The organism is Stenotrophomonas sp. PFBMAA-4, assembly GCF_030053215.1.
In the GTDB taxonomy this organism is placed as follows: Bacteria; Pseudomonadota; Gammaproteobacteria; order Xanthomonadales; family Xanthomonadaceae; genus Stenotrophomonas.
Genome location: NZ_JASGBW010000023.1, coordinates 63260 through 78025, shown reverse-complemented (window position 1 = coordinate 78025; position 14766 = coordinate 63260). Strand labels below are relative to the sequence as shown.

Genomic DNA, 14766 nt, shown 5'->3' with positions numbered 1-14766 from the left:
CGGCCACAGCCATCGCAGCGGCGTCGGCCGAGGCTTCGGTCACCGCGGCCTGGTCGGGCGCAGGCGCCAGTTCTGCCTGGCTGGCCACCACCTGCGGCGGCAGGGGCTCGCCAGGGCCGGCATCCTTCAGCTTCTCGCCGCCCATGAACAGGGCCACGGCGGCCACCGAGGCGGCCAATGCGGCACCACCGCCCCAGGCACGCCAACCGGTGCGGCGCACCTGGCGGCGCGGCTCGGCCTGCGGTGCCGGTTCGGCGGCGATGGCGGCGGCCACGGCGGCGCTGAAACCGGCCGGGGCCAGCAGCGACGCCTGGCCACGCATCACGTCGCCGAGCAGCTGCCAGCGTTCCTGGCTGCCGGACAGTTCCGGATCGTGTTCCATGCGGCGCAGCAGGAAGCGCGCCTCATCGGCACCGAGCTCGCCATCGACCAGGGCCGACAGCTGTTCGCGGTGGCGCTGGTCCAGGCGCTGGCCGGCGGGGGATTGGTGGTTCTGCGATTCGTTCAGGGGACTGTGGGTCATACGCGGCTCTTCTCACGGGTGGCGCTGCCGATGTCCAGCAGCGGCCGGAGTTCGGTGTCGATCGCCTCGCGCGCCCGGAAGATCCGGGACCGCACGGTGCCGATCGGGCACCCCATCTTCTGCGCGATTTCCTCGTAACTCAGGCCTTCCACCTCGCGCAGGGTGATCGCCGACCGGAGTTCTTCCGGCAGCGCGTTGACGGCCTTCATCACCGTCTGTTCCAGCTCCTGGCGCATCAACTCGCGTTCGGGCGTGTCGGTGTCGCGCAGGCGTGTTCCGGTATCGAACTGCTCGGCGTCGCCGACGTCGATGTCATCGGTCGGCGGGCGTCGATTGTGTGAAGCCAGGTAGTTTTTGGCGGTGTTCACGGCGATCCGATGCAACCAGGTGGAGAACTGGGCATCGCCACGGAAACTTCCGATCGCGCGGTAGGCGCGGATGAAAGTGTCCTGGGCGACGTCCTGACATTCGCTCCAGTCGGCGATGTAGCGACCGACCAGACCGACGACCCGGTGCTGGTACTTGCGTACCAGGACATCGAAGGCCGCGCTCTCGCCGCGCTGCACGCGCCGGACCAGTTCCAGATCCAGCTCCTGTGGTGTTTCAACATCGGCCATGAGGGGCCGCACTCCTGTCAGCCCAACCGACGTCGGGCAATGAGACTGCCAATCCCGGGAAAAGTTCAGTCGCCGATCACCTGGCGCCGCACCAGCTTTTAACCACCGTTCCGCTAGCGTCCCGGTCCGGGGCCATGGATCCGGGGTCGCCACCCCCAGCTATAGGGATTTGACGCGGGGGAAACAACCTCTGGATCATAGCCGCTTCTCCATACACAACCGGATGGAACGTCCATGCTCTCAGGCTTCGATGGTCTCCGCTTCAGCCACTGGCACCCCGAGATCCGCGATGACGGCGTGGTCGTGCTGTCACTGGATCGTCAGGACAGCAGTGTCAACGCAATGTCGCAGGACGTGCTGCTGGAGCTGGGCGACCTGCTCGAGCGCATCGCCCTGGACCCGCCCAAGGGCGTGGTCATCCAGTCGCTGAAGAAGGCCGGCTTCATCGCCGGGGCGGACCTGAAGGAGTTCCAGGAGTTCGACCGGCGCGGCACCGTGAACGATGCCATCCGCCGTGGCCAGTCCACCTACCAGAAGCTGGCCGAGCTGCCCTGCCCCACCGTGGCGGCCATCCACGGCCACTGCCTGGGCGGCGGCACCGAGCTGGCGCTGGCCTGCCGCTACCGCGTGGCCTCCAATGACAGCAGCACCCGCATCGGCCTGCCAGAGACCCAGCTGGGCATCTTCCCGGGCTGGGGTGGCAGCGCGCGCCTGCCGCAGCTGGTGGGCGCCCCGGCGGCGATGGACATGATGCTGACCGGCCGCACCCTGTCGGCCTCCGCCGCCCGTGGCATCGGCCTGGTGGACAAGGTGGTGGCACCGGCAGTGGTACTCGATACCGCCGTGGCCCTGGCCCTGTCCGGCACCACCCGCCCGTTCAAGCAGCGCGCCACCGCCTGGGCCACCAACACCTGGCTGGCACGCAAGCTGCTGGCCCCGCAGATGGTCAAGCAGGTCGCCCGCAAGGCCAAGAAGGACCAGTACCCGGCGCCGTACGCGCTGATCAGCACCTGGCAGCGCACTGCCGGCAAGCCGGTGCAGGCGCGCCTGGACGCCGAGCGCCGCGCGGTGGTGAAGCTGGCCAGCACGCCGACCGCGCGCAACCTGATCCGCATCTTCTTCCTGACCGAGCGCCTGAAGGCCCTGGGCAGCGGTGATGCCGGCATCCGCCACGTGCACGTGGTCGGCGCCGGCGTGATGGGTGGCGACATTGCCGCCTGGGCCGCCTACAAGGGCTTCGAGGTGACCCTGCAGGACCGCGAGCAGCGCTTCATCGACCCGGCCATGGAACGCGCGCAGGCGCTGTTCGCCAAGAAGGTGCGCGATGAGAGCAAGCGCCCGGCGGTGGCCGCGCGCCTGCGTGCCGACCTGGAGGGCAACGGCGTGGCCGAGGCTGATCTGGTCATCGAGGCGATCATCGAGAACCCGGAGGCCAAGCGTGCGCTGTACCAGACGCTGGAACCGAAGATGAAGCTGGACGCGCTGCTGACCACCAACACCTCCTCGATTCCGCTGGTGGAACTGCGCGACCACATCCAGCGCCCGGCGCAGTTTGCCGGCCTGCACTACTTCAACCCGGTGGCGCAGATGCCGCTGGTGGAAATCATCCACCACGACGGCATGGCGCCGGAAACCGAGCGTCGCCTGGCCGCGTTCTGCAAGGCGCTGGGCAAGTTCCCGGTGCCGGTGGCCGGCAGCCCGGGCTTCCTGGTCAACCGCGTGCTGTTCCCGTACATGCTGGAAGCGGCCACCGCGTATGCCGAAGGCATTCCGGGCCCGGTGATCGACAAGGCCGCGGTGAAGTTCGGCATGCCGATGGGCCCGATCGAGCTGATCGATACGGTGGGCCTGGACGTGGCCGCCGGCGTGGGCAAGGAGCTGGCGCCGTTCCTGGGCCTGCAGGTGCCCGAGGCACTGGCGACGGTGGACCCGGCCAAGCGCGGCAAGAAGGATGGCCAAGGCATCTACACCTGGGAGAACGGCCGGGCGAAGAAGCCGGACGTGGCCCGCGACTACCAGGCCCCGGCGGACCTGGAAGACCGCCTGATCCTGCCGCTGCTGAACGAAGCGGTAGCCTGCCTGCACGAAGGCGTGGTGGCCGATGCGGACCTGCTGGATGCGGGCGTCATCTTCGGTACGGGGTTTGCCCCGTTCCGCGGGGGTCCGATCCAGCACATCCGTGCGGTGGGCGCCGATGCGATCGTCGAGCGGCTGAAGGCGCTGCAGCAGCGCCACGGCGACCGTTTCGCCCCGCGCCCGGGCTGGGACAACCCCGTCCTGCGCGAACCGGTGGTGTGAGTGTGTCGGCCGGGCCTGCGGCCCGGCACCCGCTGGATCAAAATCCAGAGCAAAAGCCAGAGCCGGAGCAACAGCCGGCTCTGGCTTTTCTGTTTGTTGGGCGGGGCGGTATGGGCTTGGTGGTGGGTGCCGACCGTTGGTCGGCACATCTGTCAGATATCGAATGAACTCATCCACGCATGGCGTGGATCTACTGGAACGGCGTCCGGCAGTAGATCCACGCCATGCGTGGATGCGAGCGAAGCGACCGGCGTTTGATTTTGATTTTCTTTTTTCTTTTCCGTGGCTGACGCGCCCGGAAACTGTCGGGGGCCGGGCGGGTGGGTTGCGCAGGGGCGTGAGCCGCATGGATGCGGCGACCGAGCTTACATGGACGTACTTGCAGCGTCCCCTGCGCAGCCCACCCGCCCGGCCCACCACGAGATACGAACCGTCCAGCCCAGCCACGAGGGGCTGCACCGTTGGCTGGAACCCAGTCGAGCAAGCTCGACTCTACGGAACAGGCTGTTACCCGCATGGGGCATGTACCCATCACGACCGCATGCCATGCTGGCACCCTTGATCCCTGCCAGCGAGAACGCCCGCATGACCACCATCATCGCCCCGCGCGTCCACGACATCGGCGGCCTGGAAGTGCGCCGCGCAGTGCCCACCCTGCAGGCCCGCAGCATCGGCTCGTTCGTGTTCGTCGACCAGATGGGCCCGGCCATCATGCACCCCGGCACCGCCATCGACGTGCGCCCGCACCCGCATATCGGCCTGGCCACCGTCACCTACCTGTGGTCCGGCGCCATCGGCCACCGCGATACGCTGGGCTCGGACCAGGTCATCCGCCCCGGCGACGTGAACTGGATGACCGCCGGCCGCGGCATCGCCCACTCCGAGCGCACCCCGCCACCGGACCGCAGCCACGACAACCCGATCCACGGCATGCAGACCTGGGTCGCGCTGCCGAAGTCGCACGAGGAAGTCGAACCGGCGTTCTACCACCATGCCGCCGCCACCCTGCCCGAGCAGCGCCGCAACGGCGCGTGGCTGCGCGTCATCGCCGGCCGTGCCTACGGTGAGGAATCACCGGTGAAGGTCTTCGCCGATACGCTCAACGTGGCCATCGATCTCGACCCGGATGCGGAGATCGACATCGACAACGGCCATCGCGAACGCGCGCTGTACATCCTCGAAGGCCAGGCGCAGCTGGATGGCGTGGATATTCCGGCCCAGCACCTGGTCATCCCCGAGGCCGGCGCCGTTGGCCGCCTGCGTGCGAAGACACCGGTGAAGGCGATGCTGTTCGGTGGCGAACCGCTCGATGGCCCGCGCCACCTGTGGTGGAACTTCGTGTCCAGCTCCAAGGAACGCATCGAACAGGCCAAGCACGATTGGGAAGCCGGGCGCTTCGGCACCATCCCCGGCGACGACAAGGAATTCATTCCGCTGCCGCAGTACTGATGTCGACCGCAGCGCGGTTGACGGCAGTCGAGCAAGCTCGACTCTACCCCGCGTGATGGTTACGGTTGTAACCGCAATTTGTGCGATCGCTCACGTTCCGTTAAGGTCGGAATGACCGTCCGTACACATGCGGACGGCCACGGCATCCGGGGATGGGATGCCACCGCCACCGGCGCGCCGGTGAAGCCTTGCGACACGCCACCTTGGGGGATGCATGAAGTTCGTGCCTGTTGTGTTGTCGAGCCTGCTGTTCGTCGCGGCCCATGCCGCCGCACAGGCTCCGGTCGAGTGCCCGTCGCTGCCCGCCAGCAGTGGCCTGCAATGGCAGCAGCAGGCACAGCCCGATTTCGTGGTGTGCCGTGCGGCCACCGCCGAAGGCCGCGAAGTGCTGAGCCTGATGCTCAGCCAGCGCGACCCGGGCATTCCACTCAGCCGCTCGCTGCGCCAGGAAAAAGGCAGCTTCGGCGGTGAATCGATGTACTGGTACCAGCCCGACCTGGGCGGCCAGCAGCCGCCCGGCTATGCAGAACGGCGCATCAGCGTGGTCAAGCTGGACAAGGGACGCTATGCGCAGATCGCGCTGTACCCGGACAGCAGCCAGGAACTAAGCAGCCTGCAGCAGCTGGCGCAGGGCATGAGCCTGACCCCGTCGGCCGTGGCCGACGGTCGCTGAGGGGTTGCGAGGATGACTGCCTGGCAGCATCCCCGCACTTCAACCCGATCGATCGGTAGTGCCGGCCGCTGGCCGGCACGCTCGTCTGCCGCCATCGCAGGCGGTTGCCGGCCAGCGGCCGGCACTACCTCAGAAGCGGCCTTCCTGGAAATCCACGAAGGCCTGCATCAGCTCCTGCCGGGTGTTCATCACGAACGGGCCGTGGCGCATGACCGGCTCGCGCAGCGGGCGACCCGCCACCAGGATCAGCCGTGCGCCTTCGCTTCCGGCCGACAGGTGCAGCTGCTCGCCGCCGCCCAGCACCGCCAGTTCCTGGCGCGCCACGTCACGCGCGGCGTCCTGTTCGCCCACCGTCACCCCGCCCTCGAAAACATAAGCGAAGGCGTTGTGCCCTTCCGGCAGCGTGTAGGTCCAGGCGCGGTCGGCTTCCAGGCGGATGTCCAGGTACACCGGATCGGTGGCCGGCTGGGCGATCGGGCCGGCCGTGCCATCGACGGTACCGGCGATCACCTTCACCTCCACGCCCGCCGCCGGCTGCACCACCGGAATGCGCTCGGGCGCGAATTCCTGGTACTTGGGGTCGGTCATCTTGTCGCGCGCCGGCAGGTTGACCCACAGCTGGAAACCGCGCATCTGCCCGCTTTCCTGCTCCGGCATTTCCGAATGGACCAGGCCGCGGCCAGCGGTCATCCACTGCACGCTGCCCGGGGTCAGCAGGCCTTCGTTGCCGTGGTTGTCGCGGTGGCGCATGCGCCCGTCGAGCATGTAGGTGACGGTCTCGAAGCCACGGTGCGGGTGTTCCGGGAAGCCGGCGATGTAGTCCTCGGCACGATCGGTGCCGAATTCATCCAGCAGCAGGAACGGATCGAGGTCGGGCAGCGACGGGCCGCCGATGACGCGGGTCAGGCGCACGCCGGCACCGTCGGAGGTGGGCATGCCACGGATGGTGCGCTGCACGCGCACCGGCTCGGGAAGGCTCATGGCGACTCCTGTTGGATGGATGCCGATGAAGATGGACGCCGCACGCCGCAACGCCAATGGGCGGCACCGCAACCGATTGTTCCACCACTGGTGTTCGCCGGGCGTCATGTCCGCCGCGCGGCGGCGCCTGCGTTGTGTTCGACCAAAGTACTACCGCAGAAAAGTGCCGCACACATTGACCGTGCACAGGTCACGCGGGACTCTTTGAACATCTTTCCGGGAGAGAGCACCTCATGAAAGGGTTTTCCAAAATAGGCTGGGCGGCCCTCGCCCTGCTTGGGGCATTCTGTCTGGGCACCGTGGCCCTGCGCCGCGGCGAGCACATCAACGCATTGTGGATCGTGGTCGCCGCGGTATCGCTGTACCTGGTGGCCTACCGCTTCTACAGCCTGTTCATCGCCGACAAGGTGATGCAGCTCGATCCGACCCGGGCCACCCCGGCGGTGATCAACAACGATGGCCTGGACTACGTCCCGACCAACAAGCACGTGCTGTTCGGCCACCACTTCGCCGCCATCGCCGGCGCTGGCCCGCTGGTCGGCCCGGTGCTGGCCGCGCAGATGGGCTACCTGCCCGGCCTGCTGTGGCTGGTGGTGGGCGTGGTGCTGGCCGGCGCGGTGCAGGACTTCGTGGTCCTGTTCCTGTCCAGCCGCCGCAACGGCCGTTCGCTGGGCGACCTGGTGCGTGAGGAAATGGGCCAGGTGCCCGGCACCATCGCGCTGTTCGGCGCCTTCCTGATCATGATCATCATCCTGGCGGTGCTGGCGATGGTGGTGGTCAAGGCACTGGCCGAAAGCCCCTGGGGCATGTTCACGGTGATCGCGACGATGCCCATCGCGATCCTGATGGGCGTGTACATGCGCTACATCCGCCCCGGCAAGATCGGCGAGATCTCGGTGGTCGGCCTGATCCTGCTGCTGGCCGCGATCTGGTTCGGCGGCAAGGTGGCGGCGGACCCGACCTGGGGCCCGGCCTTCACCTTCACCGGTACCCAGATCACCTGGATGCTGATCGGCTATGGTTTCGTCGCCTCGGTGCTGCCGGTGTGGCTGCTGCTGGCCCCGCGCGACTACCTGTCCACCTTCCTGAAGATCGGCACGATCATCGCCCTGGCGATCGGCATCCTGGTGGTCATGCCGGAACTGAAGATGCCGGCCCTGACCCAGTTCGCCGCCAGTGGCGACGGCCCGGTGTGGAAGGGCGGCATGTTCCCGTTCCTGTTCATCACCATTGCCTGCGGCGCGGTGTCCGGCTTCCACGCACTGATCTCCTCCGGCACCACGCCCAAGCTGCTCGCCAATGAAGCGCACATGCGCTACATCGGCTACGGCGGCATGCTGATGGAATCGTTCGTGGCAGTGATGGCGCTGGTGGCGGCCTCGATCATCGATCCGGGCATCTACTTCGCAATGAACAGCCCGGCGGCCGTGATCGGTGCCGATGCGGCCTCGGCGGCGCACTTCATCACCAACACCTGGGGCTTCACCATCAGCCCGGAACAGCTGACCGCGACGGCGGCGGCCATCGGTGAACCGACGATCCTGCATCGCGCCGGTGGCGCCCCCACGCTGGCGGTTGGTATCGCGCAGATCCTGCACGAGGCGATCCCCAGCAGCAGCGACGCGATGATGGCGTTCTGGTACCACTTCGCGATCCTGTTCGAAGCGCTGTTCATCCTGACCGCAGTCGATGCCGGTACCCGTGCCGGTCGCTTCATGCTGCAGGACCTGCTGGGCAACTTCATCCCGGCGCTGAAGAAGACCGAATCGTGGACGGCCAACATCATCGGCACCGCCGGCTGCGTGGCGCTGTGGGGCTACCTGCTCTACACCGGTGTGGTCGACCCGTTCGGCGGCATCCAGACGCTGTGGCCGCTGTTCGGTATCTCCAACCAGATGCTGGCCGGTATCGCGCTGATGCTGGGCACGGTGGTGCTGTTCAAGATGAAGCGTGACCGCTATGCGTGGGTGACCGCGCTGCCGGCGGTGTGGCTGCTGATCTGCACCACCTACGCGGGCTTCATCAAGATCTTCGACAGCAACCCGGCACAGGGCTTCCTGGCGCAGGCGCACAAGTACCAGGCGGCCATCGCCAGCGACACCATTACCGCGCCGGCCAAGTCGGTGGCGCAGATGCAGCAGATCGTGGTCAATGCCTACGTCAACACGGGCCTGACCTCGCTGTTCCTGCTGGTGGTGGGTGCGGTGCTGGTGTATTCGATCAAGACCATCCTGGCGGCGCGCCGCAATCCGCAGCGCAGTGACCGCGAGACCCCGTACGTGGCACTGAAGCCGCACGAAATGGTGGATCTGTAATGAGCACGCAACTCGTTCCCGTCGGCCAGTACCAGGCGCACCGCCGCATCTGGCGGCGCCTGGTGCAGACCGCTCGCCTGTGCTGTGGGATTCCTGATTACGACAACTACGTCCGGCACATGCTGGAGAAGCATCCGGACCAGGAGCCGATGGACTACAAGACGTTCTTCCGTGAGCGGCAGGAAGCGCGGTATGGCGGTCGCAACGGCGGTCGCTGCTGTTGAGCTTTTTGGGTGGGTGCCGGGCTTGCAGCCCGGCGCCCGCCGATTCAACAGCAGGTGCAACTGCAACTGCTAAAGCGTCGGCTCTGGGTTTCTGTTTGGTTGGCGGGGCGGTGTCGGATTGCGGGGACGCCGCAAGTACGTCCCTGTAGGCTTGGCCGCCGCATCCATGCGGCGGACACCCCGCAATCCGACACCGCCCCACCTTCGACAGATTGCCGGTGACGGCGAGACACATGCGGGGTCAGATCCGTTTCCCGAAGGAAACGGATCTGACCCCATTTTGTTTATCGATATCTGACACATGTGCCGACCAACGGTCGGCACCCACCAACAGCAGCAGGTTCCAACAGCTCGCAGGAAACTGTCGAAGGCGGGGTGGGTCCGGTTGCGGGGGCGTGAGCGCCATGGATGGCGCGACCGAGCCTCCATGGACGGATTTACGGCGTCCCCCGCAACCGGACCCACCTCGCCAACCCACGGAATGCCGCTTTTGATCTTGATTTGGCCTTTGCCGTTGCATTGAGCAGGTGCAGGGCTGCAAGCCCTGCCGGCCTACTCCACCAGGGTGATGGGGGTGAGCGTGACCTTGGCGTTGTTGGCTGCCCCCATGCGATCGGTGTAGGCCTGCCCGCGCTGCAGCAGGTAGAAGCTGTCCAGGTAGTCGATATCGTTGGCGAACCAGGACGACGGCATGGCATTGAGGATGGCACCGGCGATGTCGGCGATGACCGCGTACTCCGGCGCGAACACACCCAGCGCGGTCTTCACCCCGGTGGTCAACGCCACCAGCAGTTCCTGGTAATTGGTATCGCCGTCATCCTCGAACAGCTGCACGTTGGCGGCGTTGAAACGGTAGTTGCCCCAGATCACCAGCGCCTGCTGCGGGGTGTAATCGGTGTTGTCATAGTCCAGGTACGGCATGTCGACGGTGACCATTTCCGGCTCGGTCTTGTCGACCTGCAAGCCGGAAACGACGGCGAACACTTCCGCCGCACCCAGTGCCCACGGCTCCTGGTCATCGGCCAGGCGGATGCGATCCAACCGGGTGATGTCCAACGACGCGCTGGCGCCATTGGCAGCGATGCTGATGCGCTCGGGGGACTGCAGGCCGCGTTCGCGCAGGCCGGCGTTGACCAGGGCCATGCCCTCGGCCACCGAGCGGCGGGTATCGACATCGACGATCAGCACGGGGAAGTCCGGCGCCTGCTTCGCATCCAGCAGGTGCGCGCGGCCCTGTGCGTCATAGGCGGTCAGCGTGGTCCAGTCGCGGTCATTGCCGCGTGGCAGGCTGGCCACCCACAGCTGGTGCGGCGCGATGGCATCCAGTGATGCGCCTTCGGGCACATAGGCGCGCAGTTGCAGCAGCGCAGGCCCCTGCTCCGGCAGGCCCTTGCGCAACCGCAGCTGGCCATCCTGCCGGGCCACGCTGCTGCTGGCCAACGTCCGCGCCTGCGGATCGAAACGCGCCACCACCTGCTGCAGGGCGACGCCACGTTCCGGTGCCGCACGCAGGGCCGACCGCGCGGCGTCGGCAAAGCCCGGTTGTGCGATGAGCGCGGCGACGTCGCGCGCACTCGCATCGGTGATCGCCTGCACATCGGCAGGCCGCGCCTGCAGGGGTGCCTGCGCCAGCGCCGAAGCACTACCCAGCATCAGCGCCAGCAGCGCCGACGCACGAAACATCCATTGATTCGTCATGAACCCACCTGTCGGGAAGGCTGGCAGCCGCCAGCGGAGGCTGCGCCGCGAGCCCCCTGCTTCCCCACGCGACGCATGCCGCCACGCTACGTGCCCTGCGGCCGATAATCCGTTATCGGCCGCACAGTTCCGGCAGTGGTAGGCGCCGGATGCGTCATGCCCGGCAACACGAGATCAGCCGTTGGCCATCCACTTCAGGATCAGACCGGTGACGTAGGCCAGGCCGGTACCGGTGGCGTACCCCACCGTGCCCAGCAGCACGCCCACCGGCGCCAGCGAGGGATGGAATGCCGCCGCCACCACCGGTGCCGACGCCGCCGCACCGATGTTGCCCTGCGACCCGATAGCGAAGAAGAACAGCGGCGCACGCAGCAGTTTGGCCACGATCCACAGCACCAGCACGTGGGTCGCCATCCAGATGGCGCCGAGCAGGAACAGCCACGGCCGGTCCAGGAGCGACAGCAGGTTCATCTGCATGCCGATGCAGGCGATCAGGAAATACAGGAACACGGTGCCCAGTCGCGAGGCACCGGCCGCTTCCAGCCGGCGCGCGCGGGTGAAGCTCAGGCCCAGGCCCATCGCCGTGGACAACAGGATGACCCAGACGAACTGGCTGTCCAGGCTGAACTGGCTGGCCCAGCTGATGTTGGCCTTGAACCAGCCCGCCAGCGGCGCGGCGATGGCATGCGCCAGGCCGACACCCCCGAGCGCCACCCCGACGATGATCATCAGGTCGGTCATGCTGGGAATGCGGGCGTTCTGCGCGTCATAGGCACTGATGCGCGCCTTCATCTCGTCGATGGCGCGGGTGTCGGCGCCATTGCGCGTATCGATCTGCTGCGCGCGGTTGGCCAGGAACAGCAGGATCGCCATCCACAGGCTGGCACAGGCCACGTCGACCACTGCGAACTGGCCGAAGGTGGTGGCATCGGTGCCAAACACCTCGCGCATGGCCACCATGTTGGCGCCGCCGCCGATCCAGCTGCCGGCCAGCGCAGCCATGCCTGCCCAGGTGTCGCCGGCCACCGTTTCCGGGTGGATCAGCTTCATCACCTGGAAGGAGACGATGGCGCCCAGCATGATGCCGGCGGTACCGGCGCAGAACACGACCAGCAGCTTGGGGCCAAGCTTGGCGATGCCCTTCAGGTCGATCGACAGCGTCAGCAGGACCAGCGCCGCCGGCAGCAGCACGTCGCGCGCCACCGGGTTGTACAGCGCGGTGTTGTGGCCGTCGATGACACCGGCAGTGTTGTAGATGGCGGGAATGAAGTAGCACAGCAGCAGGGCCGGCACCCAGGCGAAGATCTTCTTCAGCAGGGGGGTCGGGCCGCTGGCGGCCCAGAAGATCAGGGCAAGGGTGGCGGCAATCAGGCCGAGGCCCACGATGTCGTTGCTGATCAGGGCAGTAGCGGGTTCGGTCGGCATGGGATCCTCTGTCGATCGAAAGAGCGGAAAAAAAACGCCGCAGGATGCGGCGTTGCCCGAGATTAACATCGCCTTCACGCCGGGTCATGCTGCGCTGCTTGCCGCAGCACGACGTCGTGCCCAGAATTGCCCCATCCCCCACGGCGCATCGCCATCGGAGCCTGTCATGCAACTGGGTGCTTTCTCGGTCAGCCTGTCAGTGAAGGATCTGGCGGCGTCGCGTGCGTTCTACGAAGCCCTGGGCTTCGTGGTGAGCGGCGGTGATGCGGCACGCAACTGGCTGGTGCTGCGCAACGATGGCATCGTGATCGGCCTGTTCCAGGGCATGTTCGAAGGCAACCTGCTGACCTTCAACCCGGGCTGGGACCAGTACCGGCAGGAACTGGGCCAGTTCCAGGATGTGCGCGAACTGCAGGATGCGCTGGATGCACAGGGCCTCGCGCTGACGGCACGCACCGATCCCGATGGCCAGGGCACCGGCTACCTGCAGCTGGCCGATCCTGATGGCAATGTGATCCTGATCGACCAGCACGTGGAGCGCCCGAAGGCCCGGTGAGGGAAAGGCGACCGGTCAGCCCGGACGCGACGCACCAAAATCGAGGGTGACCAGGGTGCCGCGCGGCTCGACCGGTTGCAGGTGCAGGGTCCAGCCCAGGTGTTCGCACAGGCGGGCGATCAGGTCCAGGCCGATGCCGCCGCGGTCGGCACGCTCACCACGGGCCATGCGCGCGTGGATGGCGGCGATTTCCTCCGGCGCCATGCCATGGCCCGGGTCCTGCAGGGTCAGCACGGCCTGCGGGCTCAGGCGCAGTTCGATATGGCCACGGCCACTGTTCTCGATGGCGTTGCGCAGCAGGTTGCCGATCGCGGCCTGCACCACGGCCAGCGGGGCCACGATGTCCACCGGCGCGGACTGGATGCCGATGGTCAAATCCTTGTCCCCCAGCAGATGGCGATGGTCGGCAACGATCTCCGGCAGCAGTTGTTCCAGCGCGATGCGCTCGGCACGCGCGGCCAGCCGGGCCGGATCACGGGCCAGCACCAGCAGCAGCTCGATCAGCTGCTCCACGCCCTGCGCCGTACGCAGCACGCGCTGCATCTGCTGGCGTGCGCGCTCGGGCAGCCCCGGCTGTTCCAGCGCCAGTTCGGCCGCGCCGGTCATCACCGCGATGGGCGTGCGCAGCTCGTGGCTGGCCGTACTGATGAACACCCGCTCGCGCTCGACGAACTGCTCGTTGCGGTCGAGGTAGTCGTTGAGCGCATCGGCGATCGTATGCAGTTCGGAGCTGCCGCGCGGGTCGACATCAATGCGTTGGCCCTGCTCGCCGGGCCGCAGCGCACCGATGTGGTGGGCCAGCAGGCTTAGCGGGCGCACCACCCGTTCCATGCCGAAGGACGCCATCAGCACGGTGACGAAGACCATGATGATGCCGGCCAGCATCACCCAGCGCGTGGCGAACTGCTCCAGGTCGTGGAAGTCGGAGATGTCCAGCGCCAGCGCCACGCGCCCCATCGATGCGGTGTCGCGCACCATCACCGCGGTCTCGCGCTCGCCGACCATCACCCCGTCGTGCAGGCCCGGATGCAGGCCGCGCAGGGTGGCCGGCATGTTGGTCTCGTCGAAGCGGTAGAGGCTGAGCGTGTCCGAATCCTGCCAGTGGTACTGCGGCTCGTGCTCGGTGTGCTCGACGATGCTGTCCAGTTCGGAATTGAGCAGCGCGCGCCAAGCCGCATGCTCGGCGTGCTCGTGCACGTAGTTGCCGACGCTGAACACCGCCAGCGAGATCAGCGCCAGGTAGCCCAGCAGCCAGCCGATCACGCGCCGGTACAGCGGCCCCGGCTTACGCGCCTTCTTCATCGTTTCCATTGCCTGCACTGCCGCTGGCCGCCAACCGGTAGCCCACGCGCGGCAGGGTGTGGATCAGCTTGTCGTTGAAGGGGCCGTCCACGCTGCGGCGCAGTTCATAGACGTGCGAACGCAGCAGGTCGCCATCCGGCGGTTCGTCGCCCCACAGGGCGAACTCCAGCTGCTGGCGGGTGACCGCGCCGGGGCTGGCGCGCATCAGCACTTCCAGCAGCTTGCGGCAGGCCGGGTACAGGTGCAGCGCCTGGCCGCCACGCTGGGCCTCCAGGGTGGCCAGGTCCAGCACCAGGTCAGCCACCTGCAGGCGCTTGCGTGGGTTGCGCCCCTGCGCGCGCGTCAGCAGGGCCTCCAGCCGCACTTCCAGCTCGGGCAGGGCGAAGGGCTTGGTCAGGTAGTCATCGGCGCCGGCGCGGAACCCGGCAATCTTGTCCGGCAGCTCGTCGCGGGCGGTCAGCATGATCACCGGCACTTCCGAACCCTGGTCCGCGCGCAGGCGGCGCAGCACTTCCGGCCCTTCCATGCGTGGCAGCATCCAGTCCAGGATGACCGCGTCGTAAGGGTGGCTGCCCGCCAGGTGCAGGCCGGTGATGCCATCGGGGGCCACGTCCAGCACGTGCCCGCGCGACTCGAAATAGTCGAACAGGTTGGCCACCAACTGGCGGTTGTCCTCGATCACCAACAGGCGCATGCACGGAATGT

Annotated in this window: 13 protein-coding genes; 6 read left to right on the top strand and 7 right to left on the bottom strand. The window is 67.2% G+C overall.

The annotated features are described in order from the left end of the window. Together QMZ26_RS14885 and rpoE are read right to left on the bottom strand one after the other, a co-directional pair. The coding region (locus tag QMZ26_RS14885) for a sigma-E factor negative regulatory protein (protein WP_283221907.1) at positions 1-523 on the bottom strand (523 nt) is incomplete at its 3' end. Further along, entirely contained in the window at positions 520-1140 is a 621-nt protein-coding gene (gene rpoE / locus QMZ26_RS14880) for an RNA polymerase sigma factor RpoE (RefSeq protein ID WP_283221906.1), read from the bottom strand. The genes QMZ26_RS14885 and rpoE, both read right to left, overlap by 4 nt. A gap of 234 nt (positions 1141-1374) precedes the next feature. On the opposite strand from rpoE, the gene QMZ26_RS14875 reads away from it, so the two are divergent. The 3 genes from QMZ26_RS14875 (at position 1375) to QMZ26_RS14865 (ending at position 5560) form a co-directional block, all read left to right on the top strand. Then, the gene (locus QMZ26_RS14875; RefSeq protein ID WP_283221905.1) at positions 1375-3438 is read left to right on the top strand and encodes a 3-hydroxyacyl-CoA dehydrogenase NAD-binding domain-containing protein; all 2064 of its coding nucleotides are present in this window, start codon (positions 1375-1377) and stop codon (positions 3436-3438) included. A gap of 585 nt (positions 3439-4023) precedes the next feature. Continuing rightward, positions 4024-4887, top strand: coding sequence for a pirin family protein (locus QMZ26_RS14870; protein ID WP_283221911.1), 864 nt, complete (start codon positions 4024-4026; stop codon positions 4885-4887). A 214-nt stretch (positions 4888-5101) separates the two neighbouring features. Next, positions 5102-5560 carry a hypothetical protein gene (locus QMZ26_RS14865; RefSeq protein WP_283221904.1) on the top strand — a complete coding sequence of 153 codons (459 nt, stop codon included), beginning with the start codon at positions 5102-5104 and terminating at the stop codon, positions 5558-5560. Between the two features lie 129 nt (positions 5561-5689). On the opposite strand, the gene QMZ26_RS14860 is transcribed toward QMZ26_RS14865, so the two are convergent. Then, positions 5690-6541: a pirin family protein gene (locus tag QMZ26_RS14860; RefSeq protein ID WP_108758049.1), complete on the bottom strand. Its 852-nt coding sequence runs from the start codon at positions 6539-6541 to the stop codon at positions 5690-5692. 233 nt (positions 6542-6774) lie between these two features. Here QMZ26_RS14860 and QMZ26_RS14855 point away from each other — a divergent pair, with 233 nt between their 5' ends. Together QMZ26_RS14855 and QMZ26_RS14850 are read left to right on the top strand one after the other, a co-directional pair. Further along, positions 6775-8856, top strand: coding sequence for a carbon starvation CstA family protein (locus QMZ26_RS14855; protein WP_108758047.1), 2082 nt, complete (start codon positions 6775-6777; stop codon positions 8854-8856). After that, positions 8856-9080, top strand: coding sequence for a CstA-like transporter-associated (seleno)protein (locus QMZ26_RS14850; protein WP_049467479.1), 225 nt, complete (start codon positions 8856-8858; stop codon positions 9078-9080). Before QMZ26_RS14855 ends, QMZ26_RS14850 begins: the two co-directional genes overlap by 1 nt. Positions 9081-9632: 552 nt before the next feature. On the opposite strand, the gene QMZ26_RS14845 is transcribed toward QMZ26_RS14850, so the two are convergent. Both QMZ26_RS14845 and QMZ26_RS14840 read right to left on the bottom strand, forming a co-directional pair. Beyond that, positions 9633-10763, bottom strand: coding sequence for a DUF3103 family protein (locus tag QMZ26_RS14845; RefSeq protein ID WP_283221903.1), 1131 nt, complete (start codon positions 10761-10763; stop codon positions 9633-9635). A gap of 189 nt (positions 10764-10952) precedes the next feature. Beyond that, positions 10953-12203: a DUF819 family protein gene (locus tag QMZ26_RS14840; protein WP_283221902.1), complete on the bottom strand. Its 1251-nt coding sequence runs from the start codon at positions 12201-12203 to the stop codon at positions 10953-10955. Between the two features lie 166 nt (positions 12204-12369). Here QMZ26_RS14840 and QMZ26_RS14835 point away from each other — a divergent pair, with 166 nt between their 5' ends. After that, complete coding sequence (locus tag QMZ26_RS14835; RefSeq protein WP_283221901.1) at positions 12370-12759, top strand: VOC family protein; 390 nt, start codon at positions 12370-12372, stop codon at positions 12757-12759. A 15-nt stretch (positions 12760-12774) separates the two neighbouring features. Here the strand turns inward: QMZ26_RS14835 and QMZ26_RS14830 are convergent, their stop codons facing one another. Further along, the gene (locus QMZ26_RS14830) at positions 12775-14061 is read right to left on the bottom strand and encodes a HAMP domain-containing sensor histidine kinase (protein ID WP_283221900.1); all 1287 of its coding nucleotides are present in this window, start codon (positions 14059-14061) and stop codon (positions 12775-12777) included. Continuing rightward, positions 14045-14755 carry a response regulator transcription factor gene (locus QMZ26_RS14825; RefSeq protein WP_200733918.1) on the bottom strand — a complete coding sequence of 237 codons (711 nt, stop codon included), beginning with the start codon at positions 14753-14755 and terminating at the stop codon, positions 14045-14047. Before QMZ26_RS14825 ends, QMZ26_RS14830 begins: the two co-directional genes overlap by 17 nt. Positions 14756-14766 lie beyond the last annotated feature (11 nt).

What these genes read in the sequence shown, in the direction of transcription:
- QMZ26_RS14850 (WP_049467479.1), top strand. Translation starts at nt 8,856, where the DNA reads ATGAGCACGCAACTCGTTCCCGTCGGCCAGTACCAGGCGCACCGCCGC.
- QMZ26_RS14875 (WP_283221905.1), top strand. Translation starts at nt 1,375, where the DNA reads ATGCTCTCAGGCTTCGATGGTCTCCGCTTCAGCCACTGGCACCCCGAG.
- QMZ26_RS14845 (WP_283221903.1), bottom strand. Translation starts at nt 10,763, where the DNA reads ATGTTTCGTGCGTCGGCGCTGCTGGCGCTGATGCTGGGTAGTGCTTCG.
- QMZ26_RS14835 (WP_283221901.1), top strand. Translation starts at nt 12,370, where the DNA reads ATGCAACTGGGTGCTTTCTCGGTCAGCCTGTCAGTGAAGGATCTGGCG.
- rpoE (WP_283221906.1), bottom strand. Translation starts at nt 1,140, where the DNA reads ATGGCCGATGTTGAAACACCACAGGAGCTGGATCTGGAACTGGTCCGG.
- QMZ26_RS14825 (WP_200733918.1), bottom strand. Translation starts at nt 14,755, where the DNA reads ATGCGCCTGTTGGTGATCGAGGACAACCGCCAGTTGGTGGCCAACCTG.
- QMZ26_RS14870 (WP_283221911.1), top strand. Translation starts at nt 4,024, where the DNA reads ATGACCACCATCATCGCCCCGCGCGTCCACGACATCGGCGGCCTGGAA.
- QMZ26_RS14855 (WP_108758047.1), top strand. Translation starts at nt 6,775, where the DNA reads ATGAAAGGGTTTTCCAAAATAGGCTGGGCGGCCCTCGCCCTGCTTGGG.
- QMZ26_RS14830 (WP_283221900.1), bottom strand. Translation starts at nt 14,061, where the DNA reads ATGAAGAAGGCGCGTAAGCCGGGGCCGCTGTACCGGCGCGTGATCGGC.
- QMZ26_RS14860 (WP_108758049.1), bottom strand. Translation starts at nt 6,541, where the DNA reads ATGAGCCTTCCCGAGCCGGTGCGCGTGCAGCGCACCATCCGTGGCATG.
- QMZ26_RS14865 (WP_283221904.1), top strand. Translation starts at nt 5,102, where the DNA reads ATGAAGTTCGTGCCTGTTGTGTTGTCGAGCCTGCTGTTCGTCGCGGCC.
- QMZ26_RS14840 (WP_283221902.1), bottom strand. Translation starts at nt 12,203, where the DNA reads ATGCCGACCGAACCCGCTACTGCCCTGATCAGCAACGACATCGTGGGC.